Source organism: Streptomyces sp. NBC_00190, from assembly GCF_036203305.1.
Taxonomy (GTDB): domain Bacteria; phylum Actinomycetota; class Actinomycetes; order Streptomycetales; family Streptomycetaceae; genus Streptomyces.
The window spans coordinates 2,231,517-2,254,321 of sequence record NZ_CP108131.1; the positions used below are offsets into that span (position 1 = coordinate 2,231,517).

General features: G+C 74.4%; 22 protein-coding genes. 10 read left to right on the top strand and 12 right to left on the bottom strand.

Annotated features, from left to right (window positions below; genetic code table 11):
- Positions 1 to 3: 3 nt before the first annotated feature.
- Positions 4 to 567, top strand: a complete 564-nt coding sequence (locus OG429_RS10905; protein WP_328925103.1) for a methylated-DNA--[protein]-cysteine S-methyltransferase — start codon at positions 4 to 6, stop codon at positions 565 to 567.
- Between the two features lie 162 nt (positions 568 to 729).
- Positions 730 to 2,025 carry an MFS transporter gene (locus tag OG429_RS10910; RefSeq protein ID WP_328925104.1) on the top strand — a complete coding sequence of 432 codons (1,296 nt, stop codon included), beginning with the start codon at positions 730 to 732 and terminating at the stop codon, positions 2,023 to 2,025.
- Here OG429_RS10910 and OG429_RS10915 read toward each other — a convergent pair.
- Positions 2,015 to 2,392, bottom strand: coding sequence for a cupin domain-containing protein (locus OG429_RS10915; RefSeq protein ID WP_328925105.1), 378 nt, complete (start codon positions 2,390 to 2,392; stop codon positions 2,015 to 2,017). The genes OG429_RS10910 and OG429_RS10915 overlap by 11 nt on opposite strands.
- 178 nt (positions 2,393 to 2,570) lie before the next feature.
- Between OG429_RS10915 and OG429_RS10920 the strand changes: the two genes are divergently transcribed.
- Together OG429_RS10920 and OG429_RS10925 are read left to right on the top strand one after the other, a co-directional pair.
- A complete protein-coding gene (locus OG429_RS10920) occupies positions 2,571 to 3,515 on the top strand; it encodes a pseudouridine-5'-phosphate glycosidase (RefSeq protein ID WP_328925106.1) in 945 nt (314 codons plus the stop codon).
- Positions 3,512 to 4,426 carry a carbohydrate kinase family protein gene (locus OG429_RS10925; RefSeq protein WP_328925107.1) on the top strand — a complete coding sequence of 305 codons (915 nt, stop codon included), beginning with the start codon at positions 3,512 to 3,514 and terminating at the stop codon, positions 4,424 to 4,426. Before OG429_RS10920 ends, OG429_RS10925 begins: the two co-directional genes overlap by 4 nt.
- Positions 4,427 to 4,521: 95 nt before the next feature.
- On the opposite strand, the gene OG429_RS10930 is transcribed toward OG429_RS10925, so the two are convergent.
- Positions 4,522 to 5,163 carry a uridine kinase gene (locus OG429_RS10930; protein ID WP_328925108.1) on the bottom strand — a complete coding sequence of 214 codons (642 nt, stop codon included), beginning with the start codon at positions 5,161 to 5,163 and terminating at the stop codon, positions 4,522 to 4,524.
- 10 nt (positions 5,164 to 5,173) lie between these two features.
- Complete coding sequence (locus OG429_RS10935) at positions 5,174 to 5,554, bottom strand: cupin domain-containing protein (RefSeq protein WP_328925109.1); 381 nt, start codon at positions 5,552 to 5,554, stop codon at positions 5,174 to 5,176.
- Between the two features lie 146 nt (positions 5,555 to 5,700).
- On the opposite strand from OG429_RS10935, the gene OG429_RS10940 reads away from it, so the two are divergent.
- Positions 5,701 to 6,357, top strand: a complete 657-nt coding sequence (locus tag OG429_RS10940; RefSeq protein ID WP_328925110.1) for a DUF2293 domain-containing protein — start codon at positions 5,701 to 5,703, stop codon at positions 6,355 to 6,357.
- Here the strand turns inward: OG429_RS10940 and OG429_RS10945 are convergent.
- Positions 6,350 to 6,973 carry a chaplin gene (locus OG429_RS10945; RefSeq protein ID WP_328925111.1) on the bottom strand — a complete coding sequence of 208 codons (624 nt, stop codon included), beginning with the start codon at positions 6,971 to 6,973 and terminating at the stop codon, positions 6,350 to 6,352. The two genes, OG429_RS10940 and OG429_RS10945, sit on opposite strands and share 8 nt — an antisense overlap.
- Positions 6,974 to 7,169: 196 nt before the next feature.
- On the opposite strand from OG429_RS10945, the gene OG429_RS10950 reads away from it, so the two are divergent.
- Entirely contained in the window at positions 7,170 to 7,709 is a 540-nt protein-coding gene (locus tag OG429_RS10950) for a hypothetical protein (protein ID WP_328925112.1), read from the top strand.
- Positions 7,710 to 7,725: 16 nt separating this feature from the next.
- Here the strand turns inward: OG429_RS10950 and OG429_RS10955 are convergent, their stop codons facing one another.
- The 3 genes from OG429_RS10955 to OG429_RS10965 all read right to left on the bottom strand — a co-directional run bounded on the left by OG429_RS10955 (position 7,726) and on the right by OG429_RS10965 (position 13,179).
- The gene (locus OG429_RS10955; RefSeq protein WP_328930231.1) at positions 7,726 to 8,877 is read right to left on the bottom strand and encodes an SWIM zinc finger family protein; all 1,152 of its coding nucleotides are present in this window, start codon (positions 8,875 to 8,877) and stop codon (positions 7,726 to 7,728) included.
- 50 nt (positions 8,878 to 8,927) lie between these two features.
- Positions 8,928 to 11,780, bottom strand: coding sequence for a DEAD/DEAH box helicase (locus OG429_RS10960; protein WP_328925113.1), 2,853 nt, complete (start codon positions 11,778 to 11,780; stop codon positions 8,928 to 8,930).
- Between the two features lie 88 nt (positions 11,781 to 11,868).
- The gene (locus OG429_RS10965) at positions 11,869 to 13,179 is read right to left on the bottom strand and encodes a helix-turn-helix domain-containing protein (RefSeq protein WP_328925114.1); all 1,311 of its coding nucleotides are present in this window, start codon (positions 13,177 to 13,179) and stop codon (positions 11,869 to 11,871) included.
- Positions 13,180 to 13,376: 197 nt separating this feature from the next.
- Between OG429_RS10965 and OG429_RS10970 the strand changes: the two genes are divergently transcribed.
- Both OG429_RS10970 and OG429_RS10975 read left to right on the top strand, forming a co-directional pair.
- Positions 13,377 to 13,994 carry a hypothetical protein gene (locus OG429_RS10970; protein ID WP_328925115.1) on the top strand — a complete coding sequence of 206 codons (618 nt, stop codon included), beginning with the start codon at positions 13,377 to 13,379 and terminating at the stop codon, positions 13,992 to 13,994.
- 38 nt (positions 13,995 to 14,032) lie between these two features.
- Complete coding sequence (locus OG429_RS10975; RefSeq protein WP_328925116.1) at positions 14,033 to 14,293, top strand: DUF6343 family protein; 261 nt, start codon at positions 14,033 to 14,035, stop codon at positions 14,291 to 14,293.
- A gap of 3 nt (positions 14,294 to 14,296) precedes the next feature.
- Here OG429_RS10975 and OG429_RS10980 read toward each other — a convergent pair whose 3' ends face one another.
- The 4 genes from OG429_RS10980 to rpsA all read right to left on the bottom strand — a co-directional run bounded on the left by OG429_RS10980 (position 14,297) and on the right by rpsA (position 18,062).
- Complete coding sequence (locus OG429_RS10980) at positions 14,297 to 14,695, bottom strand: tetratricopeptide repeat protein (protein WP_328925117.1); 399 nt, start codon at positions 14,693 to 14,695, stop codon at positions 14,297 to 14,299.
- A 51-nt stretch (positions 14,696 to 14,746) separates the two neighbouring features.
- The gene (gene coaE, locus OG429_RS10985; protein WP_328925118.1) at positions 14,747 to 15,361 is read right to left on the bottom strand and encodes a dephospho-CoA kinase; all 615 of its coding nucleotides are present in this window, start codon (positions 15,359 to 15,361) and stop codon (positions 14,747 to 14,749) included.
- A 76-nt stretch (positions 15,362 to 15,437) separates the two neighbouring features.
- Positions 15,438 to 16,376 (bottom strand): PAC2 family protein, encoded by a 939-nt coding sequence (locus OG429_RS10990; RefSeq protein WP_328925119.1) that lies wholly within the window; start codon positions 16,374 to 16,376, stop codon positions 15,438 to 15,440.
- A 177-nt stretch (positions 16,377 to 16,553) separates the two neighbouring features.
- Complete coding sequence (rpsA, locus tag OG429_RS10995) at positions 16,554 to 18,062, bottom strand: 30S ribosomal protein S1 (RefSeq protein ID WP_030010959.1); 1,509 nt, start codon at positions 18,060 to 18,062, stop codon at positions 16,554 to 16,556.
- A gap of 373 nt (positions 18,063 to 18,435) precedes the next feature.
- On the opposite strand from rpsA, the gene OG429_RS11000 reads away from it, so the two are divergent.
- Both OG429_RS11000 and hrpB read left to right on the top strand, forming a co-directional pair.
- Positions 18,436 to 19,284: a class I SAM-dependent methyltransferase gene (locus OG429_RS11000; protein ID WP_328925120.1), complete on the top strand. Its 849-nt coding sequence runs from the start codon at positions 18,436 to 18,438 to the stop codon at positions 19,282 to 19,284.
- Between the two features lie 5 nt (positions 19,285 to 19,289).
- A complete protein-coding gene (hrpB, locus tag OG429_RS11005; RefSeq protein ID WP_328925121.1) occupies positions 19,290 to 21,839 on the top strand; it encodes an ATP-dependent helicase HrpB in 2,550 nt (849 codons plus the stop codon).
- Here the strand turns inward: hrpB and OG429_RS11010 are convergent.
- Positions 21,829 to 22,803 carry a DUF3068 domain-containing protein gene (locus tag OG429_RS11010; RefSeq protein WP_328925122.1) on the bottom strand — a complete coding sequence of 325 codons (975 nt, stop codon included), beginning with the start codon at positions 22,801 to 22,803 and terminating at the stop codon, positions 21,829 to 21,831. The two genes, hrpB and OG429_RS11010, sit on opposite strands and share 11 nt — an antisense overlap.
- Positions 22,804 to 22,805: the final 2 nt, after the last annotated feature.

A 22,805-nucleotide genomic window follows, 5' to 3' on the forward strand; every position in this document is an offset into this window, starting at 1 on the left:
CGCGTGGACAGCACCGAGCGGCCCCGCGGGCCGCGCCTCGAATGGACCGTCGTCGCCAGCGACATCGGACCTCTGCTCCTGGCCGCGACACCTGAGGGTCTGGTCCGGGTCGAGTTCCATGCCGGGCCGGACCGGGTCGACGCCATGATCGGTTCGCTCGTCTCCCGGCTCGGCGCCGACGCCTGGCGGCCCGCACCGGGCGAGGAGGTGCTGCTGGCCGAGCCCGTGCGCCAGCTCGCCGCGTACTTCTCCGGTTCGCTGCGTCGCTTCGAGCTGCCGCTGGACTGGCGCCTCAGCTCCGGCTTCAACCGGCAGGTGCTCCAGGAGCTGGACCGTTCCGTGCCGTACGGAGCGGTCGTCGGCTACGGGGAACTGGCCGCCCGCGTCGGCCAGCCCGGCGCCGCGCAGGCCGTGGGCAACGCCATGGGTTCGAACCCGCTGCCGCTGGTCGTGGCCTGCCACCGGGTCGTGGAGAACGACGGGGGCATCGGGGGCTTCGGCGGCGGGGTCGAGACGAAGCGGCAGCTGCTCGCGCTGGAGGGCGTGCTCCCGCAGCCGCTGTTCTGAGCGTCAGCGCCGCGCCGGTATCCGTACTCCGGACCCCGGATACCCGGTTCCGCCGCGCGGTAAGGGGTGTCACACTTCCGCGGTGACTACTCCTGCCGCCGCACCCGGTCCCACCGCGTCCGCCCGCGCCCCGCACCCGTCCTCGCGAAGGGGGTGGACGGCGTGACCGCCTCGCCCGGCACGGACCGGCCCACAGTCGCGGCCACCGGCCCGGAGCTGGCCCGGCTGCAGCGCCGTACCACCGGCGTGCTCATCGCGAGCCAGGCTCTCGGCGGGCTCGGCGTGCCCATCAGCATCGCCCTGGCCCCCGTACTCGCGACCGAGGTCAGCGGCACCGAGGCCCTGTCCGGCCTCGCCTCCACCGCCGCGGTGATCGGTACGGCCCTGGTCTCCCTGCCGCTCGCCGCCCTGATGACCGCCCGCGGCCGCCGCCCGGGGCTCGTCCTCGCGTACGCGATCGGCGCGACCGGCGCCCTGCTCGTCGTCCTCGCCGCCACCGTCAAGAGCTTCCCGCTGCTGATGCTCGGCATGGCCGCCTTCGGCGCCGCCTCCTCCGCCAACCTGCAGGCCCGGTTCGCCGCCGCCGACCTGGCCGCCCCGGACCGCCGGGCCCGGGCGATCTCCGTCGTCGTGTGGGCGTCCACCATCGGCGCGGTGCTCGGCCCCAACCTGTCCGCCCCGGCCAGCCGCAGCTTCGCCGGGACCTCCATACCCGAGACGGCCGGCCCCTTCGTGTGGGCCGCCGCCGTCTTCCTGCTCACCGGCACGCTGATCGGCGTACTCCTGCGCCCGGACCCGCTGCTGACCGCCCGTGCGCTGGCCACGGCCGGGGAGCAGACCCGCGAGGGCCGCTCCCTGCGGGCCGGGATCGCCGCCGTCAAGGCCTCCCCGCGGGCCCGGCTCGCCCTCGTCACCGTCGCCGTGTCACACACCACCATGGTCTCGATCATGGTGATGACCCCGATGGACCTGGGCCACCACGGCGCCGGGCTGGAGCTCATCGGCCTGGTGATCAGCGGTCACATCGCGGGCATGTTCGCCTTCTCCCCCGTGATGGGGTGGCTCGCGGACCGGATCGGCCGGCTGTCCGTGATCGGCCTGGCGGCCGGGCTGCTCTCGGTCGCCGCCCTGCTCGCCGGCACGGCCGGGCCGCACCACGGCCAGACCGCGGCCGGCCTGTTCCTGCTCGGCCTCGGCTGGTCCGCCGGGATGGTGTCCGGCTCGGCGCTGCTGACGGACTCGGTGCCGCAGCCCGCGCGGGCCGCCGTACAGGGCCTGAGCGACCTGACGATGAACACGGCCGCGGGCGTCGGCGGCGCCGCCGCCGGCCTGGTCATGTCCCAGGCGAGCTACGGCTGGCTGAACGCCATCGGAGCCTGCCTGCTGCTGCCGATGGCGGCGCTCGCGCTGTTCACCGCGCGCCGCCACCCCGCTTCCGCGAAGGGCGTCAGCAGCTGATGTGGTAGGCCTTGCGGAGCGTCTCGTGCACGGTCCAGGTGGTCTTGTCGCCCTCCCGGAGCACGCAGGCGGAGCCGGGGCCCACCTCCAGGGTCTCTCCACCCTCGACCTCGATGGTGGCGCGGCCGCTGACCACGACGAACAGCTCGTCGGCCTCGGTGTCGGTGACCACGCCGGGGGTGATCTGCCAGATCCCGCGCAGCTGCCTGCCGTCCGGCGACTCCCAGAGCACCTTGCCCGTCACGACGGGCTCGCCGGAGACGATCTGCCCGGAGTCGAGGTCTTCGGCCTCCAGTTCGACGTCCGGTACGGAGACGGCGAAGGAGGCGGGGGCTGCGGAGGGTGCGGAGTGATCGCTGGTGCTCATGGCGCGCCAGCCTAATCCGGCCCGGCCGCGCGGCGCGGCGGCCAGAGCGTCCAGGAACCGCCGGCGCTACGGGGCACCCTGTCCAGTCAGGCCGCCGGGGGAACGGTACTCGGACAGGTTGTGACGGGTGGGACGGGAGCGCGTTTGGGGGCGCGGATCCCGTGCCATGGATGGGGACATGTCACTGCACACAGCAACTGCATCCCACTCCGGCGGACCGGTCCTGTCGGAAGAGGTACGCGAGGCGCTCGCCCGGCACCGGCCCGTCGTGGCCCTGGAGTCAACGATCATCGCGCACGGCCTGCCGCGTCCCCGCAATCTGGCGGTGGGGCTCGAACTGGAGGCGCTGGTCCGTTCGGAGGGCGCGGTTCCGGCGACGATCGCGGTCGTGGACGGGGTGGCCCACGCGGGCCTGGACAAGGACCAGCTGGAGCGGATCGCGGGCGGCGAGGGCGTACGCAAGCTCGGCCACCGGGACCTGGCGCCCGCGCTCGCGGCGGGGGCCACGGGGGCGACGACGGTGTCCGCGACCGCCTTCCTGGCGGCCCGGGCGGGACTTCGGGTCTTCGCCACGGGCGGGCTGGGCGGCGTGCACCGCGAGTGGGCGCAGACGCAGGACGAGTCGGCGGACCTGTCGCTGCTGGCGCGGACGCGGATCACGGTCGTGTGCGCGGGCGTGAAGTCGATCCTGGACGTGCCGGCCACCCTGCAGCGGCTGGAGACGCTGGGGGTGGGGGTGCTGGGGTACCGGACCCGGCGGTTCCCCGGCTTCTACCTGGCGGATTCCGGCGAGCCGGTGGACTGGACCGTGGAAGGGCCGGACGAGGTCGCGGCGGTGATGACCGCCCAGGACGCCCTGGGAGGCGTGGAGTCGGCGCTGCTGGTGGCCAATCCGGTGGCGGAGGCGGAGCAGCTGGATCCGGAGCTGCACGACCGGGTGCTGGCCGAGGCGCTCGCCGAGTGCCGCGAGCGCGGGATCACGGGGCAGGCGGTGACGCCGTTCCTGCTGGGGTTCCTGGTACGGGCGACGGCCGGGGCCTCGCTGGAGGCGAACCTGGCGGCGGTACGGGGCAACGTGCGGCTCGGGGCCAGGATCGCGGGGGCCTGGGCGGCCCGGGCATGACCACGTCGGGACCGGCCGTCCCGGGGGCGCTGCTGATCGTCGGGGACGTGGTGACCGATGTCGTGGCGATGCATCCCGAACCGCTGGCTCCGGCCACCGACACGGCCGCCCGGATCCGGACCCTGCCCGGTGGCGCAGGGGCCAACGCCGCCTGCTGGGCGGCCGTCACCGGGGCCGTGGAGGTACGGCTCCTGGCGCGGGTGGGCGCCGAGTCGGCGCGGTGGCACGAGCGGGCCCTGGTGGACGCGGGGGTGCGGCCGCGGCTGGTGATCGACCGGGAGGAGCCGACCGGGACGGTGGTCGCGCTGGTGGGCAAGGACGCGGAGCGGACCTTCCTGACCGACAGCGGGGCCGCGCTTCGGCTGTGTCCCGCCGACTGGACGCCGGCGCTGCTGGACGGGGTGGCCCATCTCCACCTGTCCGGGTACCTGTTCTTCGCCGACAGCAGCCGGGAGCTGGCGCTGGTCGCGCTGCGGGCGGCCCGGGCCCGGGGGGTGCCGGTGAGCGTGGATCCCGCCTCGGCCGGATTCCTGGCCGGGCTGGGCCCGGTGCGGTTCCTCGACGCGGTGGCGGGGGCCGACGTACTGCTGCCCAACGAGGCCGAGGCACGGCTGCTGGCCGGGCTGCCGGAGCCGGACGGGGTGGCCCGGGCGGCGGCGCGGCTGAGCCGCCGGGTTCCGCTGGTGGTGGTGACCCGGGGGGCGGCCGGGGCTCTGGTCGCCGAGCGGGGCCGGATCACCGCCGAGGTCAGGGCGGAACCGGCCGAGGCGGTGGACTCCACGGGGGCGGGGGACGCGTTCACCGGGGGGTTCCTGGCGGCACGGCTGGCGGGGGCGGATCCGGTGGAGGCGGCGCGGGCGGGCTGCCGTACCGCCGCGCTGGCGGTCTCCCGGCTGGGCGGAAGGCCGTAGCCCGGACCGCGGTGGCGGATGCCCCGGCCGTTGCCAGGGCCGCCGTGGCGGATGCCCTGGCGGATGCCCTGGCGGATGCCGTGGCCCGCGGCCCGTCAGCGGTCGCGGATGTCCGTCCATGCCGGGTGGCGGGGGTCGTCGGCCCTGACCAGCGCGTCGGCCTGCGCCGCCGGGTCGGTCTCGGCCTCGTAGCGGGCGAAGGCCGGGAGGGTCCAGCGTGCGGACTCCTCGGTGCGGCGGGCGAGCGCGCCCGGGGAGAGCCGGACGTGGACACTCAGGTCGAAGGGGAACCAGTGGCCCAGCAGCAGCGGTCCGTGCACGATCACCACGCCGCCGGGCGGGAGTTCGACGTACGGGCTGCGCGTCGCCCGGTCGGTCACCGGGTCCCACAGATCGGGCAGCACCCGCCCCGTCCCGCCGGGGTCGGTCGGGCCGAACACCTCCCGCCAGAGCGCGGCCGTGTCGTACCAGCCGCCGAGGTACGCGTCCACGTCCTGGCGGCCGAACTCGAAGCGGAGGGAGGCCGGCCGCAGGAAGCCCTCGGCCGGTACCACCAGGACCGCCCGTCCGCGCAGCCGCAGCGCCTCGGCGAGGTGTCCGGCGAGCACGCCGGTCCCGGCGGCCGGCGCTCCGTCGATGCCCACCCGCTGCCGGCCGTCCTGGCCGGTGTCGCGGTCGTCGAGGTGACCGGCGAGCCGCTCGGCCATCCGCTGCCATGTGATCGCTTCCAGCTGCACCGGCCCATTGTCACGCGGCGTGCTCCCGGCAGACGGCCGGGGGGATCCCGGCCGGCGCCGGGGCGGGTATGGAGAACGGGGTCAGGGCGGTCCCCGCGGGAAGCGCCGGGGTCACGTGGATCACGACCGGTTCACTGCCGAGGTTGTGGCCCAGGTGGATGTGCCCTATGCCCGCGGGCTCCACGAAGGCGGTCCCGGCACGGTGCACCACGACCGAGCGGTCGTGCAGGACGCGGGTCAGCGTCCCCGTGAGCACGACGGCGTTCAGCCGCACCCGGTGGTAGTGCCAGCCGGTGCAGCCGCCCGGAGGGATGACGACCTCCCGCGCCTCGGGGCCCCCTGCCGTGCGCGCCCTCGCCGGCCGGATCGTCATCGTCTTCTGCCCAACCATGTACACGTGTCCTCCTCGGTGGACCGGCCGTCGTCGACCCGGGCCCACGGTAAAAGGACCGCAGGTCATCGAGGAAGAGATGATCGAACATCAACCACCTTTCCGCACCAGGTGATAGGAGGTCCCGGCGGCGGTATCACACCCGTATGAGCCTGGTCGTCTTCGAGTCCGCGAAGCAGATCCACTGCGCCGAGTGCCGGCAGGGCCCGCTCCGGCACCTCGTGCGCGAGGCGGGCGTGCCGCGCTGCCTGGACTGCGCCGATCTCGGGCACCTGATCTACCTCCCGCGCGGGGACGCGGCGCTCACCCGCCGCTCCCGCGAGGCGAGTTCGCTCTCCGCCGTCGTCGTCCGCTTCAACAGGCGCCGTCGCCGCTACGAACGCCAGGGGCTCCTCGTCGAGGACGCCGCCCTGGCGGACGCGGAGCGTGCCTGCCTCGCGGACGCCGAGGCGCGGGCCCGGCGCCGGGAGCGCGAACGGCTGCGGCGCGCCGCGCAGGACATCCTGTTCACGGCGGCCTTCGCGGCCGAGATAGTGCGGTTGTTCCCCGGCTGCCCGGCCGACCGGGCCGTGGCGATCGCCACCCACGCCTCGGTGCGCGGAAGCGGCCGGGTGGGCCGCAGCGCGGCCGGCCGGGCCCTCGACGAACTGGCGGTCTCGTACGCGGTACGGGCGGCCGTGCGGCACACCGACACCGAGTACGACGCCCTGCTGATGGCCGGGGTCCCGCGCTTCGCGGCCCGGGCCCGGCTGGCCGCCCGGATCGACGCCATCCTGGACGGGTGGCGTACGAGCCCTAGTTGAGGCGGAAGCGGCGGTAGAGCAGCACCCCGCCGAGCAGCAGCGCTCCCCCGCCCGGCAGCAGGTAGCCGACGCCGTCGGCCCCGGTGTGGGCGAGCGCCTCGGTGTGCCGGGGCGGTGCGGGCGGGGCGGGCTGGGCAGGCGGTGCGGGCGGGGTCACGGGGTGCGAGGTGACGGGGGGCCGGACGGGCTCGGCTTCGCCGGGCGTCCCGCCGTTGACCGAGGTGTTGCCGTGAGAGCCGTTGCCGACGCCGACGACGCTCACCGCGTTGCCGCTGATGTTCAGCGGCAGGTCGACGGGGAGCTGGAGCCCGTTGCCGGACAGCACCCCCGGTGAATCCTTTCCGCGTCCTTCGGCACCGGCCCCTCCGCTGTTTCCGGCTCCGTGTTTCGACGGATGCGAGGGCCTCGGTTCGAGATGCCCTCCGCCGCCCCCCGGCGCCTCGTTGGCACAGCGGTTCCCGGCGGCCGGGTTGAGTACGCCGATCACGCTCACGGTGTTCCCGCACACGTTCACCGGGACGTGCACCGGCAGTTGCACCAGGTTCCCGGACAGCAGCCCCGGCGAGCGTTCGGCCTGACCAGCCGCGTCCGCATCGGCGTAGGCGAATCCGCTCACGCCCGCGACCGCCAGCCCGCCTCCCGCAACCACCGCCGCGATCAAGCCATTCCGACGACTGTGACGCATCAGTCTTCCCGCCTTCCGGAGGAGTTCGCGGGCGCTGCACCCGCACCGGAAACAACGCCCTGAACCCGTTCGGGTTATAGAACCGGTAGGCATTTCACTCCATCGTGTACTGGGTAGTGCCTACTTCATGACTGGACGACCGCTGCTCCTCCTCGACGTCGACGGCCCGCTCAACCCCTTCCGCTCACCCCTCGCCGGACTGCGCGGCTACCGGAGCCACCGGATGCGGCCGGACGTCTGGCTCGGCTACCGCGACCCGGAGTCCCGCAGTGCCCGGCGCGGCGCGCTGGTCCGCCTCCATCCCTCCCACGGCGCCCGGCTGCTGGCCCTGCCCTTCGAACTCACCTGGGCCACCGCCTGGACGCACCAGGCCAACACGATGATCGCCCCGCACATCGGACTTCCCGGTGATCTTCCTGTCATCGAATGGCCGGAACTCTTCGCCCGCGACCCGGAAGGCCTCTCGTGGAAGACCCGCGCCCTCGTCGACTGGGCGGCCGGCCGCCCCTTCGCCTGGGTCGACGACATGATCAACGCCCGTGACCGCGCCTGGGTCCGCGCCCACCACCCGGCCCCGGCCCTCCTCCTGCGCATCCACCCCCGCCGCGGCCTCCGGGACCGCGATTTCGCCGCGTTGACCCGCTGGGCGGCCCAACTGCCCGGATAGGGAGGGCGCGGCCCGCTCAGTGCAGCAGGGCGGTGACCGGGTCCGGGGAGGGGCGGCCCGTGGGCCACCAGTCGTCGTCGTCCGGGCGGGACTCGTAGGCGTACCAGAGGGCGTCACGGCCGAGGCGAAGCTGGCGGGTGTGGGCCGTGAGGCGGTTGCGGTCGGGGCGGAAGGAGCCCTGGGCGGCGGCGAGGAGCGCCGGGCGGGCCCGGTCGAAGGGCCCGGCCGGCGGGTCCCAGGGCTCTTCGAGGGCGGCGAGCGCGGGGAGGCCGCCCTGCCGCCAGGCCGCCGCGGCGCGGGCGAGGTCGGTGGTGGTACGGCCGGTCGCGCGGGCCAGGTCGCGGAAAAGACCGCGGGCGGCGCCGGTGAGCCCGGCCGTGGGGTACGCGGAGGCCAGCCGGACGGCGTCCTGCCACAGGCTGAGCCCGGCGATCGGGTCCTCGGCCGTGGTGAGGACGGCCAGCGCGCGGGCGGCTGCGTCGGAGGCGAGCTGGTCCAGGGCGAGCGGGTCCGGCGCGGCCGGGTCGGCCGGGCAGGCCGGCGGGAGCCCCGCGGCGGCGGGCGCGGGAAGCGGCGCGGGCAGCAGCGGCAGGCTGGTGCGGGCGAGCGCCGCCCGGGCCGGGACGCCGGGGAAATCCGGTGTGGCGTCGGGCTGTTCGCGTGCGGCGTGGGCGGCATTGCGGCGGGTCAGCTCGTCGAGGAGCTCCCGCTCGCCGCGGCCGCGCAGGAGCAGCAGCACGAAGGGGTCCTCGTCGAGGAGCCGGGCCGCCCGGTAGCAGAGGGCCGCCGCGTGCTTGCACGGCGGACGCGCGACGTCCGGGCACGAGCAGCGCGCCACGAGCTCGCCCGCGCCGGGCAGGATCGCCTCGGCGAGCGACTGCGGAACCTCCTGCTCCAGCAGGGCGGCGAGCGCCGCGGGGTCGGCCGCGACCGTCTCCAGCAGCTCCTCCCACTCTCCGTCCGCGAAGGCGGGCAGCGTCAGCTCCGTGCGGTACGGGCGGGGCCGGCTGCCCCGTACGTACGCCACGATCCGGCCGGGGGTGACGGTGACGGCGTCGACGTGCCCTTCGGCGGCATACGTACGGCCCCGGGCCAGCCGGGCCGGGTCACGGGACACCGCTTCGAGGGCCGACACCCAGGCCCGGCCCCACCAGCTCACCGCCTCCATCCCGGCGGGCACGGTCTCGAAGGTGCGGCGGCGGTCGTCCCGCGCGGTGATCACGCCGGCCTTCGCAGGGAGACGAGGTCGGCCAGTTCACGGTCGGTCAGCTCGGTCAGCGCCGACTCGCCGGAGCCCAGGACGGCATCGGCCAGGGCCCGCTTCGCCTCCAGCATCTCGGCGATCCGGTCCTCCACGGTCCCCTCGGCGATGATCCGGTGCACCTGCACGGGCTGGGTCTGGCCGATCCGGTAGGCCCGGTCGGTGGCCTGCTCCTCGACGGCCGGGTTCCACCAGCGGTCGAAGTGGATGACGTGGCCGGCCCGGGTCAGATTCAGCCCGGTGCCCGCCGCCTTCAAGGAGAGCAGGAAGACCGGGACTTCGCCCGCTTGGAAGCGGTCGACGAGCTCCTCCCGGCGCGGGACCGGAGTTCCGCCGTGCAGCAGCTGGTGGGAGATCCCCCGGGCCGCCAGATGCCGCTCGATGAGCCTGGCCATCGTCACGTACTGCGTGAAGACCAGCACCGAACCGCCCTCGGCGAGGATCGTGTCCAGAAGCTCGTCCAGCAGGGCGAGCTTGCCGGAGCGGTGCGGGATCCGCGGCTCGGCCTCCTTCAGGTACTGCGCGGGGTGGTTGCAGATCTGCTTGAGCGAGGCCAGCAACTTCATGATCATGCCGCGGCGCTCGATGCCCTCGCTCGACTCGATCACCGCCATCGCCTCGTCCACCGCGGCCTGGTAGAGCGAGGCCTGCTCCCGGGTCAGGGAGACGGGGTGGTCGGTCTCCGTCTTGGGAGGCAGCTCGGGTGCGATACCGGGATCCGACTTCTTGCGCCGCAGCAGGAACGGCCGTACGAGCGCGGACAGCCGGGCCACCGCCGCCTCGTTGCCGCCGTCCTCCTCCTGCTGGTGCTCCACCGGGCGGGCATGGCGGGCCCGGAAGGCGGTGAGCGGGCCCAGCAGGCCGGGCGTCGTCCAGTCGAGCAGCGCCCACAGCTCGGAGAGGTTGTTCTCGACCGGGGTGCCGGTCAGCGCCACCCGGGCCGGCGCCGGGACCGTGCGCAGCGCCTTGGCGGTCGCCGAGTGCGGGTTCTTGACGTGCTGCGCCTCATCGGCGACGACCATGCCCCAGCTCTGCTCGGCCAGGAGCGGGGCGCTGGCGCGCATCGTCCCGTACGTGGTGAGCACGAACCCGCCGGCGGCGGATTCGAGGTCGTCGACGCTGCGGGTGCCGCCGTGGAAGCGGCGCACGGGCGTGCCGGGGGCGAACTTTTCGATCTCGCGCTGCCAGTTGCCCAGCAGGGACGCGGGACACACCACGAGCGTCGGCTCGGGGCGGTCGCGGTGCAGGTGGAGCGCGATCAGGGTGACGGTCTTGCCGAGCCCCATGTCGTCGGCGAGGCAGCCGCCGAGGCCGAGGGAGGTCATCAGGTCCAGCCAGGCCAGACCGCGCGCCTGGTAGTCCCGCAGGGTGGCCTTGAGCGCGGCCGGCTGCGGCAGCGGGGCCAGCTCCCCCGTCAGCCGCTCCCGCAGGGCGGCCAGCGCCCCGACCGGAACCGCCTCGACGGGCTCCCCGTCGATCTCGGCCGTCCCGGACAGTACGGTCGCCAGCGCGTCCACCGGGTCCAGCAGGCCCAGTTCCCGCTTGCGCGCCTTGCGCACCAGCTCGGGATCGACCCGCACCCACCGGTCCCGCAGCCGCACCACCGGCCGGTGGGCCTGCGCGAGGGCGTCCATCTCGCCCGGGGTGAGCCGGTCGCCGCCCAGCGCCAGCTCCCAGGAGAAGGCGAAGAGGTGCGCGGCGTCGAAGAAGGCCGTGCCGTCGGTGGCGGACCCGGGCGCGGTGGACCGTACGACGGCGGTCGCCGACAGCGTACGGGCCAGCTCGCGCGGCCAGTGGACCAGGACGCCCGCGGCCGCCAGCCGGGTCGCGGCCATGCCCAGCAGGTCTTCGAGCTCCGGGTCCGACAGGGCGAGGGCGTCGGGGACCGGCTGGTCGAGCAGGCGCAGCAGGGGCGGCCAGACCCGCGCGGCCCGGCGCAGCGCGAGCACGGCGTCGATCCGGGCGCGCGGTCCGAAGCCCGCGGCGGCCGCGCCCGCCCACAGCTGTGCGGCGTCGGTGACGAGGGTCGGGTCGGCGAGGCTGTGCACCTGGACCACGGCGGCCCCGGCGCGACGGACGTCCTCGCCCTCCGCCTCGTCGAAGAGGCGGAAGGACGACAGGTCGAGCCGCAGCGAGATCCCCACGCCGGTGTCGGCTCCGGCCGCGACCTGCGCGGCCCAGTCCTGTATGCCCGGCACCCGCTGCGGCTCCCGGGCGGCGAACGGCCGTCCGGCCGCGACCGGCGCGGCCGGGGTGCGGGGCAGGCTGTCGGCGACCGCGTCGAGGAAGGAGCGGACCAGCGCCTCCGGTTCGGGCAGCTGGAGCGGGCGGCGGCCGGCCAGCGGGGTCGCATACCCCTCGTGGGGCAGTGCGGCGGCGATCGCGCGGAGGTGGTCGACATCGGCGGCGTCGAGCGGCCCGGCCCGCCAGGCGTCGATGCCCTCGGGGGTGAGCCCGGGCAGCAGGCGGCCCCGGGCGACCAGTGTGAGCGCCTGGGTGGCGGCGGTGCCCCAGGCCCGGGTGGCGGGGTGCGCGGCCGGGCTGCGGGGTGCCCGGACGAGCAGGGGCAGGGCGGCGGTGACGGAGAAGGCCACGGCGAGCACGGTCCGGCTGCGGACCCCGTCGCCGTGCGGGCGGACGACGGTGAGCGGCATCGGCGCACCCGCCTCGGGCAGGGCGTCCCCGTCGGGCGCCCAGAACACGACGCGGCCCTGCCGGGGAACGGCTGCGGGCAGGAAGACGGCCGCGTGGCGCAGCAGCGCGGATGTCTGCGGCTGCGACTGCGACTGCGACTGCGACTGCGCTGCCACGGTGTCCCCCCTCCCCGGTCGATGTCCAGACGGACCCCTCTGCCGACGAGTCTAGGCGCGACCGCTGACAACGCCTCTGACCTGTGAATCAGCGTCCCCAGCGGCCCTGTTCCGCGGCGTATCCGTACACCGGCCGGCCGGTGGCCGCGCTGGTGCGCAGCGGCCGTCCGCCGTCGTCGATCCGCAGGGTGCCGGAGCCGGCCGGCCCAGTCCAGCGCAGGTCGAGGTACCAGTCGCAGTCGCAGCCCGTGGTGGCCGCTTCCACACGCAGGACGACCGGCTCGGACGCTGAGACGCGCAGCGGGAAGGCGGGGGCCGGGACGGTGCCCCCGGCGTCGTTCCCGGCGACGGGCCGGGCCAGGGGGCGCGGCGCGTCCAGGTTGACGGCGAAGGCCGCCGGGGTGAGGGACCCGCCGCAGCCCGGGGACATCCGGTAGACGTTCCAGGCCGGCGGGGTGCGCCGCGCGGCCACCCGCACCTCCAAGTCCTCCAGGACCACGCTGCCCGCGCCCGTGCCGTGCAGGGTGACCTCCACGATCTGGGCCGCGGCGTGGACGGCACGCTGCGCCGAGGCCCAGGCGGGCGCGTCCGCCTCGACGGGCGGCGGCGGCACCGAGCCGGGGCCCCGTTCGGCGAGGTAGGCGTGATCGCAGCCGTAGGCCCACACGTGCGACCGTACGGCTGCCTTGAGCGGTACCGGCGCCGCCGACGGCGACGACCGGGACGGCGGGGCCGGAGCCGGAGCCCGGTCGGACGCCGGACCGCCCTGCGCCGGCAAAGGCGAGGGTGACGACGACGGCGACGACGCCCCCGGCGCCGGGGTCCCGGCCGCTTCCGACGGCGCCGAGGAGGCGGTCGCGGTGGCCGCCCCCGCGGACCCCGTCGCCCCCGCCACGCCGGGCGGCGTCCCGCGCTCGGGCAGGGACGCCGCCAGTACCGCCACGGCCACCGCGCCCGCGGTCACCCCGACGGCGAGGACGGCGGCCGCCCGCCGCCGGTACCAACGGGGCCGGACGGACACCGGCGCCCCCTCCGGCTCCGCGGCGGGTACGACAGCGGGTACGACAGCGTGTTCCGCCACGGCGCCCGGGTCTGGTTCCGGAGCTGGTTCCGGAGCTGGTTCCGGGGCGGGCGCCGGGTCGGCCCGCCCCGCCGCGCGCCTGCGCGCGTCCGCCAGCAGCCACGCCCGGTGCAGTTCCACGGCCTCCCCGGGCGAGGCCCCGCAGGCCCGGGCGAAGCGGTCCACCACCGCGAACTCCGCCGGCACGGCCTCCCCGTTGCAGTAGCGGTGCAGCGTCGAGGTGCTCGTGTGCAGCCTGCGCGCCAGCGTCCCGTAACTCAGCCCGGCGCGCTCCTTCAGCTCCCGCATGAGCCGCGCGAACCGCTCCGCCTCGCCCACGGTGTTCCCCCCGTCCCACGACTGCGTTCCATGCAGGGGGTGTTCCCCCAGGTGACAGCACGTACGGCCATTCCAGTGTCCCGAATCCGCAGCGATCCGTCGCCCGACACCCGGGCCCGGGGCAAGGCTGTTCACGTACGCCGTCACACCGATCAGCACGACGCTCACGACGCTCACGACCACGGGGAGTACCCATCATGTTCCGACGCTCCGGCACCCTCGCCGCCCTCACCACCGCCCTCGTCTCGGCGGCCGCGGCCCTCGTCCTCACCGCCCCGGGCTCTGCCACGGCGGCCACCGCGCCCGGGTTCATCGGCGGCGCCGACCTGCCGCCGCACCCCACCTCGCCCTGGTACGCGGGCGAGGTCACCAAGGGGCTGCCCGAGTTCGCGCCGTTCTGCCTGGACGGCGCGCTCCCGGCGGCGGGCGGCTGGCACCGCGGCTTCGGCACGGAGTACGACACCGGCGCTGTGCAGATCTCCGTACGCGCCGCCTCGCCCTCCGCGGCCGCCAAGCTCGCCGGAACCCTGGAGCGCAAGGTCGCGGCCTGCGCCGCCGACTGGCTGGGCACGACCCCGGGCGGCACGGCCTCCTGGCAGGACTACGGGAAGCTCGCCGTCGAGGAGGGCGCGCACGTCTACGGGGTGCACACCTCGGTCCCCGACTCCGAGCCCGGCGTGCACCTCTACGGAATCGGACGCGACGGCTCCACCGTCACGGTCGTGAAGTGGAGCCAGATGGGCGACCTGTCCGACGCCCCGGTCGCCGGCTTCAGGAAGACGACCACGACGGCCGTGAACAAGCTCAACCCGTAAACGGCAGGAGGTGGGACCATGGACAGGAGGCGATGGCCATGCGTTCCGGGAACGAGCCGGTGACCGCCCGCAGTCCGCTGCGGCTGCGGTTCTGGCTGAGTCTGTGGGGGCTGCTCTGGGCCGCCGCCGGGACGGCCCTGTTCTCGCTGGTCGGCCGTCCCGGCTGGGCGGCGGCCTGCGGTGTGGTCGTGCTGCTGGCGGCCGTGGACCTGGCCGTGGTCATCCACCACATCCACCAGGGCCCGCACTATCAGCCCGGCCCCGACGTCCCGCCGTACGAACCGCCCGGGAGCCGGTGAGGCTCAGTCCTCGAAGCGGGCCGCCGCCAGGTACTCCGGCTGCGGGTCCAGGGCGGCGGCGAGGCGGAAGTGCTTGCGCGCCTGGTCGTGCCGCCCGGAGCGCTGGTGCGTACGGGCCAGTGCGAAGTGGGCGAAGGCATTGTCCGGCTCCCGCTCCAGTACCAGCTCGAACTCCAGCTCCGCCGGGCGTAGTTGGGCGGCGGCGAAGAAGGCCCGGGCGCGCAGCAGCCGGGCCGCCGTGTTCTCGGGGTGGGCGGCTATGACGGAGTCGAGCAGCTTGACCGCGCCGCGCGGGTCGCGTGCGGCGAGCAGTTGCTCGGCGGCCCGGTAGTCGATGACGTGCGTCTCCGGGCTCGTCGGCGGCTTCGGGGACGGCGAGGAGTGCGGCGTGGTGTCGGACACGTGTGAGTTCCTTCCCTCTGCGGGCGCCTTCAACGCCCGCCCCCGGACCCGCTATTCCGCTGCCCGCTCCCGCGTCGCCCGCTCCGTGAGCTCCGCCCACACCTTGCGCACCTGCGGTTCCAGCGCCTCCAGCGGCCCGTCGTTGTCGATCACGAGCGTCGCCACGGCGAGCCGCTGCTCCCGCGTGGCCTGCACGGCCATCCGGGCCCGCGCCTCCTCCTCGGCCATCCCGCGCAGCACGGTGAGCCGCGCCAGCTGCGTCCGCGGCGCCGCGTCCACCACGACCACCAGGTCGTACAGCGGCGCCAGGCCGTTCTCCGTGAGCAGCGGTACGTCGTGCACCACGATCGCGTCGGCCCCCGCGGCGGCCTCCAGCTCGGCCGACCTGGCCCCGACCAGCGGGTGCACGATCGCGTTGAGGGTCTGGAGCTTCGCCGGGTCGGCGAACACGATCGACCCGAGCTTCGGCCGGTCCAGCGCCCCCTCCTCGGTCAGCACCGATTCCCCGAAGGCCGCCACGACGGCCGCGAGCCCCGGCGTACCGGGCTCGACGACCTCCCGCGCGATCCGGTCGGCGTCCACGACGACCGCTCCGTACCCCGCCAGCAGCCGCGAGACCTCGCTCTTGCCGGCACCGATTCCGCCCGTCAGGCCCACTTTCAGCATGCTCGCAGCCTAGACCCCGCCCCTGCCCGGGCCACAGGCCCCCGGCCCGGCCGCCCCCGGTCCGGCGGTCCGGCCCTCAGCTTTCGCCCTCGCGTTCCGCCAGGAACCGCTCGAACTCGCGCCCGATCTCGTCCGCCGAGGGGATCTCCGCGGGCTCGGCCATCATGTTGCCCCGGGTCTCGGCACCGGCCGCCGCGTCGTACTGGTGCTCCAGCCCCTGTACGAGGCTGACCAGTTCCTCGTCGCCCTCCCGGATCTGCCGGTCGATCTCCGTCTGGGTGCGGTGGGCCTCCGTACGCAGGGCGTGCGCCACGGCCGGCAGGACCAGCCCGGTCGCCGCCGTGATCGCCTCCAGCACCGTCAGCGCGGCGTCCGGGTACGGGGAGCGCGCGACGTAGTGCGGTACGTGCGCGGCGACACCCAGCACGTCGTGCCCGGCCTGGGCCAGGCGGAACTCGACCAGCGACTCCGCGCTGCCCGGAACCTGCGCCTCGTCGAAGGGGCTGCGGTGGCCCGGCATGAGGTCGGTCCGGTTGCCGTGCGGGGTGATGCCGACGGGCCGCGTGTGCGGCACGCCCATGGGAATGCCGTGGAAGTTGACCGAGAGCCGGACGCCGAGGCGCTCGACGATCTGCCGGACGGCGACGCTGAAGCGCTCCCACTCCACATCCGGCTCCGGGCCGGACAGCAGCAGGAAGGGGGCTCCGGTGGCGTCCTGGACGAGCCGGACCTCCAGCCTGGGCTCCTCGAACTCGGTCCAGTGGTCGCGCTGGAAGGTCAGCAGCGGGCGGCGGGCCCGGTAGTCCACCAGCCGGTCCGCGTCGAAACGCGCGACGACCTGGTGGGGCAGGGTGTCCAGGAGGCGCTCGACGATCTGCTCGCCGGCCTCACCCGCGTCGATGTACCCCTCGAAGTGGTACAGCATGACCAGCCCGGCAGAGTCTTGGGCGAGCGCCAGGTCGGCCACCGCCAGGCCCTTGGCGTCCCATTCGTACAGACCCTGTGGATCAAGCACCGTCACCACTCCTCCCTCGTCGCGTTCTCTGCCAAGAACGTCCAAGGAGGCGCCACCATTCCCCAGTTGGCCAAACGGATCGCGGGGAAAGCGGAAAGGCCCGCCCCCCGAAGGGGACGGGCCTCACCGTTCACATCAACCAGCTGGGCTCACACCGGGGTGTGATGCGCGCTGCGATCAGCTCTGGCCGCCGGCCAGCTTCTCGCGGAGCGCGGCCAGGGCCTCGTCCGACGCCAGGGCGCCGGAGGTCTCGTCCGACTCCGAGGAGTACGAACCACCCGAGATGCCCGCACCGGCGTTGCCACCGGCGGCCGGGGCGGCAGCGCCCTCGGCGGCAGCGGCCTCGTCGGCCTCGCGGCTCTTGATGACCTGAGCCTGGTGCTGCTCGAAGCGCTGCTGCGCCTCGGCGTACTGGGTCTCCCAGGCCTCGCGCTGCTTGTCGAAGCCCTCGAGCCAGTCGTTGGTCTCGGGGTCGAAGCCCTCGGGGTAGATGTAGTTGCCCTGGTCGTCGTAAGACGCGGCCATGCCGTACAGGGTCGGGTCGAACTCGACCGACGCCGGGTCGGCACCGAAGGACTCGTTGGCCTGCTTCAGCGACAGCGAGATCCGGCGACGCTCGAGGTCGATGTCGATGACCTTGACGAAGATCTCGTCGTTGACCTGGACGACCTGCTCCGGGATCTCCACGTGGCGCTCGGCCAGCTCGGAGATGTGGACCAGGCCCTCGATGCCCTCGTCCACGCGGACGAACGCACCGAACGGAACCAGCTTGGTGACCTTACCCGGGACGACCTGACCGATCTGGTGGGTCCGGGCGAACTGCTGCCACGGGTCTTCCTGCGTCGCCTTCAGCGACAGGGAGACACGCTCGCGGTCCATGTCGACGTCGAGGACCTCGACGGTGACTTCCTGGCCGACCTCGACAACCTCGGACGGGTGGTCGATGTGCTTCCAGGACAGCTCGGAGACGTGGACGAGACCGTCGACGCCACCCAGGTCCACGAAGGCACCGAAGTTGACGATCGAGGAAACGACGCCGGAGCGGACCTGACCCTTCTGCAGGGTGGTGAGGAACGTCTGGCGAACCTCGGACTGGGTCTGCTCGAGCCAGGCACGGCGGGACAGGACCACGTTGTTGCGGTTCTTGTCCAGCTCGATGATCTTCGCCTCGAGCTCCTTGCCCACGTAGGGCTGGAGGTCGCGGACGCGACGCATCTCCACGAGGGAGGCCGGCAGGAAGCCGCGGAGGCCGATGTCGAGGATGAGACCACCCTTGACGACCTCGATGACGGTACCGGTGACGATGCCGTCTTCTTCCTTGATCTTCTCGATCGTGCCCCAGGCGCGCTCGTACTGAGCGCGCTTCTTGGACAGGATCAGACGGCCTTCCTTGTCCTCCTTCTGGAGAACCAGGGCCTCGATCTCGTCGCCGACCTTGACGACCTCGTTCGGGTCGACGTCGTGCTTGATCGAGAGCTCACGGCTCGGGATCACGCCTTCGGTCTTGTAACCGATGTCGAGCAGGACCTCGTCCCGGTCGACCTTCACGATGACGCCGTCGACGATGTCGCCGTCGTTGAAGTACTTGATCGTCTCGTCGATCGCGGCGAGGAAGGCTTCCTCGTTACCGATGTCGTTGACCGCTACCTGCGGAGTGGTAGAGGTGGTCTCGGTGCTGCTCGTCATGTGGGAAAGGGCTCCGGTTACGGACAGAAAGTCGTAGGTACTGCTACGCCGGGAGCCCTTATCGGCATCTGCCGAAGAAGCCGGACAGCCAAGGAAGCCCGGATCCGCCTGAGCGGGAGGGCCTCGAAAACCGAGGGGACATCAACAGATGCAAGCGCAGCCTGCTAGGTCTGAGGAGCACAGGCTCGCAGCGCAACTTGTAGCATACGGGGGCAGCCGGACACGGTCAATGCGCGAAGGCGGACACCCCCGGCGGATCGCCGTATAACCGGCACAATTCGTGGGCGGGGAGGCTGTGATGGCACGTCCCTGCCACGTTCCGCAGACATCCGCGGACATCCGAAGACATTCGCAGACTACGACGACGGGCCCCATGAACCAAGAGGACTACGCCCCCGAAGACGCGTACGAGGCCGATCCGGGCCCCGGGGACGACGCCGAGGCCACACGGCGTGACGCCGGGGAAGCGGAGAGCAGCCGGGCGAGCCGCGGCTGGTGGGACCGCAACGCCGACGAGTACCAGAGCGAGCACGGCGCCTTCCTCGGCGACGACCGCTTCGTATGGGGGCCGGAAGGCCTGGACGAGGCGGAGGCGGCCCTCCTCGGCCCCGCCGCCTCCCTCAAGGACAAGGACGTCCTGGAGATCGGCGCCGGCGCCGCCCAGTGCTCGCGCTGGCTGGCGGCCCAGGGCGCCCGCCCCGTCGCCCTCGACCTCTCCCACCGCCAGCTCCAGCACGCCCTGCGCATCGGCGATGACGTCCCGCTCGTCGAGGCCGACGCCGGCCGGCTCCCCTTCCGCGACGGCTCCTTCGACCTCGCCTGCTCCGCCTACGGGGCCGTCCCCTTCGTCGCCGACCCGGTGAACGTGATGCGCGAGGTCCGCCGCGTCCTGCGCCCCGGCGGCCGCTGGGTCTTCTCGGTGACCCACCCCATCCGCTGGGCCTTCCCCGACGAGCCCGGTCCCGAGGGGCTCTCCGTCGCCGCCTCCTACTTCGACCGGACCCCGTACGTGGAACAGGACGAGCAGGGCCGCGCCGTGTACGTGGAGCACCACCGCACGATCGGCGACCGGGTCCGCGACGTGGTGGCGGGCGGATTCCGCCTCGTCGACCTGGTCGAGCCCGAGTGGCCCGAGTGGAACAGCCAGGAGTGGGGCGGCTGGTCCCCGCTGCGCGGCAACCTGATCCCGGGCACGGCGATCTTCGTCTGCGAAAGGGACTGACCCCCTTGAGCACCCGGGTCCGCCAGGCCGCCCTCGACGCCCTGCCCGTACGGGAGGCCGTGCCCGCGCTCGTCTCGGCGCTGGACGGCCACGGCACCGCCGTGCTGTGCGCACCGCCCGGCACGGGCAAAACCACGCTGGTGCCGCTGGTGCTGGCGGGGCTGGTGGGCGGCGGCCCGCGGCGCCGGGTCGTGGTCGCCGAGCCGCGGCGGATCGCCGCCCGGGCCGCGGCGCGACGGATGGCCTGGCTGCTGGGCGAGCAGGTGGGCGGCTCGGTGGGCTTCACCGTGCGCGGGGAGCGCGTCGTGGGCCCTTCGGCCGCGGTGGAGGTGGTCACCACCGGAGTACTGCTGCAGCGGCTCCAGCGGGACCAGGAGCTGTCCGGCGTGGACCTGGTGGTCCTGGACGAGTGCCACGAGCGGCACCTGGACGCCGACACGGTCGCCGCCTTCCTCCTGGACGTACGGGAAACCCTCCGCCCGGAGCTGCGCCTGGTCGCGGCTTCGGCGACGACCGACGCGGCCGGGTGGTCCCACGTCCTTGGTCATGGCCGCCTCGGCGGTGCGCCGGTGGTGGAGGCGGCCGGGGTCTCGTACCCGGTCGAGACGGTCTGGGCCCCTCCGGCCCGGCCGGTACGGCCCCCGCACGGGATGCGGGTGGATCCGGCCCAGCTGACGCACGTGGCCTCGGTGGTGCGGCGGGCCCTCGCCGAGCGCGAGGGCGACGTGCTGTGCTTCCTTCCCGGAGTCGGTGAGATCGCCCGGGTGGCCGGGCAGCTGGGTGCGGTGGACGCCGAGGTGCTCCAGGTCCACGGGCGGGCACCGGCGGCCGTGCAGGACGCGGCGCTGACGGCATCGGCACGCCGCCGGGTGATCCTCGCGACGGCGGTGGCCGAGTCCAGCCTGACCGTGCCGGGCGTGCGCGTGGTGGTGGACTCCGGGCTGGCCCGCGAGCCCCGGACGGACCACGCGCGGGGCCTGGGCGCGCTGGCGACGGTACGGGCCTCCCGCGCGGCCGGGCGCCAGCGGGCGGGCCGGGCCGGGCGCGAGGCGCCGGGCGCGGTGTACCGCTGCTGGACGGAGGCGGAGGACGTCCGCCTGCCCGCGTTCCCCGCGCCGGAGATCCGCATCGCCGACCTGGCGCAGTTCGCCCTGCAGGCCGCGTGCTGGGGCGACCCGGACGCGGCGGGGCTCGCGCTGCTGGACCCGCCGCCGTCCGGGGCGATGGCCGCGGCGCGTGAGGTGCTGGTCGCGGTCGGCGCCGTGGACGGGACGGGCCGACCGACCCCGCGGGGGCTGCGGATGGCCCGGCTGGGCCTGCACCCCCGGCTGGCCCGGGCGCTGCTGGACGGCTCCGCGGCCGTCGGGGCCCGCCGCGCGGCGGAGGTGGTGGCGCTGCTGAGCGAGGAGCCGCCGCGGGAGTACGGGGACGACCTGGCCGGTGCCTGGCGGCAGGTCCGGCGGGGGTCGGACCCCTATGCGTCGCGCTGGCGCGCCGAGGTCCGCCGGCTGGAGCGGGCCGCCCAGGACCCCGCGGGGCAACCCGCCACCCCGCCCCGCCCCGGCGGCGGCGCCGCACCCGATGACCTCGCCGCCGGGCTCGTCGCCGCGCTCGCGTTCCCCGAGCGGGTGGCCAGGGCTAAGGGGGAGGCGGCCTTCCTCATGGCTTCGGGCACGGCGGCCGAGCTCGGCGACGGGTCACCGCTGCGCCGCGCCCCCTGGCTGGCGGTCGCCGTCGCCGACCGGCCCCCGCACTCGGCGTCCGCGCGGATCCGGCTGGCCGCCGTCATCGACGAGGACACCGCCGCGGCCGCCGCCGGGCACCTGCGCACGGCTGCCGAGGAGGTGCGCTGGGAGGACGGGGACGTCGTCGCCCGCTCGGCGCAGCGGCTGGGCGCGATCGAACTCGCGATACGCCCGCTGCGCAGCCCCGACCCGGTCCTCGTCCGGGCCGCCCTGCTCGACGGGCTGCGCGCCGAAGGCCTCGGCCTGCTGCGCTGGTCCGCGGACGCGGAAGGGCTCCGGGCCCGGCTGGGCTTCCTGCACCGGACGCTCGGCGGCGCGTGGCCCGACGTGGCGGACGACGGCGCGCTGCTGGACCGGGCGGACGACTGGCTGGAGCCGGAGCTGTCCCGCGCCCGGCGCCGCGCGGACCTCGGGCGGATCGACGCCGGGCAGGCCCTGAACCGGCTCCTGCCGTGGGCCACGGGCGAGGCCTCCCGGCTGGACGAGCTGGCTCCGGAACGGCTGGAGGTCCCCAGCGGGTCCCGGATCCGGGTGGACTACTCCGCCGAGCAGCCGGTGCTGGCCGTGAAGCTCCAGGAGCTGTTCGGGCTGGCCGAGACCCCCCGGGTCGCGGGCGTGCCGGTCCTGGTGCACCTGCTGTCGCCCGCCGGACGGCCCGCCGCCGTCACCGCCGACCTCGCCTCGTTCTGGCGGGGCGGCTACCGCGCGGTCCGCGCCGAGCTCCGGGGCCGCTACCCCAAGCACCCCTGGCCGGAGGACCCGGCCAGCGCCGAGCCCACCCGCCACACCAACGCCCGCCTCAGGCGCTGACCTCTCCCGCCCGCACGCGCCGGCCGCGCGCTTCCAGCCACAGGGCCAGCCCGAGGAGCACCAGCCCGCCGGCCGCCAGGCCGGCCGGCGCGTAGGTGTGCAGCGCGAGGACCTTCGTACGGTTGGAGGCGACCAGGTCGAAGGTGTATGCGGCGTAGTCCTCGCGTATCTTCACGTGCCCGGCGAAGGCGGTGAGCTTGCCGTCGGGGCCACCCGCCGCGATCCCGCCGCGCATCTCCTGCTGGATCTCCTGCTCGGCGTTGACGGGCGCCCCGGTCACCGGGTCGACCCAGAACATCGCCTTCGTCGTGTACCAGAGGGTGGTGCCGGTGGCCGCCTCGATCGTGGCCGGGTCGATGCCCTCGATCGGCATCTTCTTCGGCATGGGGACCTTGGTCCACGGGACGGTCTGCTCGAAGTAGTAGACGTCCATGCCCCGGTACTTGCGCGGGCCGACGTAGTGGATCGGCGAGGAGGTACGGGTCTGCGCGTCGAAGTACACGTAGTCGCGCGGCTCGGTGAAGAACGGCCACTTGAACTCGATGCCCTCGCGTTCGACGGCGTCCCCGTCGACCATCTCACCGGTGGCGTGCACCGGGTCCTGGGTGTGGGCGTCGAAGATGTAGCGCTCGGGGATCTGGGAGACCATCTTCCCGTCCGGCCCGATGATGTAGGTCAGCGTGTCCCAGACGACGACGTCCTTGCCGGCGCTCGACTCGATCTCCTGCGACGCGTCCACGTCGCCCTTGAGGGTCTGGACGATGGTGACCTTGTCGACCTTCTTGGGCTGCATGCCGCCGGTGTAGTCGAGGAGGGTCGCGTCCTTCGCCTCCAGCACCATCTCCTGGTACTGGCTCGGCGGGATCTTGGCGAGCCGCGGGTACGCGTACCAGCGCAGCAGCGGTGCGAGGGCCGCGCAGAACACGGCGAGGGCCAGCAGGACAAGGCTCGCTCTGCGTCGCATGG